This is a genomic window from Paenibacillus allorhizoplanae, assembly GCF_927798215.1.
GTDB classification, from domain to species: Bacteria; Bacillota; Bacilli; order Paenibacillales; family NBRC-103111; genus Paenibacillus_E; species Paenibacillus_E allorhizoplanae.
This window is the reverse complement of the sequence record NZ_CAKMMW010000060.1, coordinates 1-1722: the sequence shown is the minus strand read 5'-3', so window position 1 is coordinate 1722 and position 1722 is coordinate 1. Positions and strand designations below refer to the sequence as shown.

The 1722-nt window shown below is 42.9% G+C and carries 1 protein-coding gene; it reads left to right on the top strand.

Translation table 11 applies throughout. The features are described from left to right. Window positions 1–55 precede the first annotated feature (55 nt). Window positions 56–1342 carry an IS110 family RNA-guided transposase gene (locus L6I86_RS35475; protein ID WP_236293634.1) on the top strand — a complete coding sequence of 429 codons (1287 nt, stop codon included), beginning with the start codon at window positions 56–58 and terminating at the stop codon, window positions 1340–1342. Window positions 1343–1722 lie beyond the last annotated feature (380 nt).

The following is a 1722-nucleotide window of genomic DNA, read 5'->3' as shown; positions in this document are numbered from 1 at the left end:
ATGATGGGTTTGTCGACGGGTAGATACCCAACACCATCAAGGAGGCGCTCTTATTATGAAGTTTAAGCAATCAGACGGACAAAATCAACGTATTGAACGAATTACTACTTCACATCTAGTTGTGGGCATTGATATGGCAAAAGAAACTCAAGTAGCTCAAGCTACAAATTATCGAGGAATTGTCCTTACAACCCAACATCTATCATTCAAAAACACGATCCAGGGATTTGAGAAATTACAGCGTTGGATGGAAGGTTTGCAACAAAAACATCGACTGAAGGATATCATAATTGGCATGGAGCCGACGGGACACTACTGGTACAGTTTAGCTAACTGGCTTATCCAGAAAGGCCTAAACGTCGTTTTAGTTAATCCAGCAACGACGAAACGAAACAAGGAGAACCGAGATAATTGTCCTTCCAAGAGTGATCCGAAGGATGCCCTTGTTATTGCAGATGTTGTTAGTCGTGGCTATTATTATGAATACATTCGGCAAGCGACTCATTTTCAAAGGCTGCGGACCCTAATGAATGATCGGGAATTTTGGGTTACAAATAGTGTTCGAATGCAGAATCGGATCATACGCTGGCTGGATATACGCTTCCCTGAGTATGCTTCTGTGTTTAAAGATTGGACCTGCCCACGCTCCATAGCTACACTCAAAGAGTTCCCGTCTCCGTTGGATCTAAAAGGTCAATCTACATCAGAAGTTATTACAGGTTGGCGGAAATACATGAAACGAGCCGGGGGCTCCACAGGTATTCAGAAGGCAGCTGAACTACTCTCTAAAGCGGTTCAAAGCGTGGGGGTAACTGTAGCGCTGAATGAGGCAAAACAGGATCTGCATCGTTTACTAGAAGAGTACGAGCGTATTAATAGTATATTGAACCAAATAGCAGAAGAAATCGCAGCTTTGCTTGGCGAAATCCCAATTGCTAGCCAGCTTCGTTCCATTAAAGGTTTCGGCACGATCTATATTGCTGCAATTCTGGCTGGTGCCGGTGATCTGACGCAGTACGTTCACGGTCGTCAATTGCTACGAAAAGCCGGTTTAAATTTGGCAGAGAGCATGTCTGGAAAGCGTAAAGGCCAGATCATACTCTCCAAACGAGGAGATTCCACACTCCGAAAATATTTGTATCTGGCTACCTTAACATTAGTGGGAACAAATCCTATATTTAAGCAATTGCATTTGAATAATGTGCAAGTTAAACATATGAGTAAGCAGAAGTCAATATTTAAATTGCTCGGAAAATTGGCACGAATTTTAGTTGGCTTGGTGCATTCCGAGGAGTCATTCACTCCTGAAAAAACAGTCATTCCATATACTCACGCTGCCTAATATCTTCGTACTAATGTAAATTGATTCATTCGCAGGACTTCAAAAAAGAAAGCACGGAGGACCGAGTTCGTTCTTCATAAGGGCACAGACCCATCCGCTAAACGCTATCGGTCTCCACACCTTGGATAGGTGTAACGAAGGAATGTAAGGGCATCGACCCGTAGAGCCTTGGGATGGTCAATCTCCAAGGGATTGTGGAGTATGCGTGCAGTAAATTATTGAAATGGGGAAATGTTCCAATGTTTCTTCTGTTCCCGCATGCCATAGAAGGGTTCATTACGGTCTCAACAACCTAGTATTCTTAAGATTACTATATTTCAAGGTGATGAAATCCTGCGAATGAATGAGTTTACGTGAGATAAACCCTTAAAACTGAGGGA

Bases quoted from the DNA above. Each gene is read 5' to 3' on its own strand.
- L6I86_RS35475 (WP_236293634.1), top strand. From the start codon at position 56: ATGAAGTTTAAGCAATCAGACGGACAAAATCAACGTATTGAACGAATT.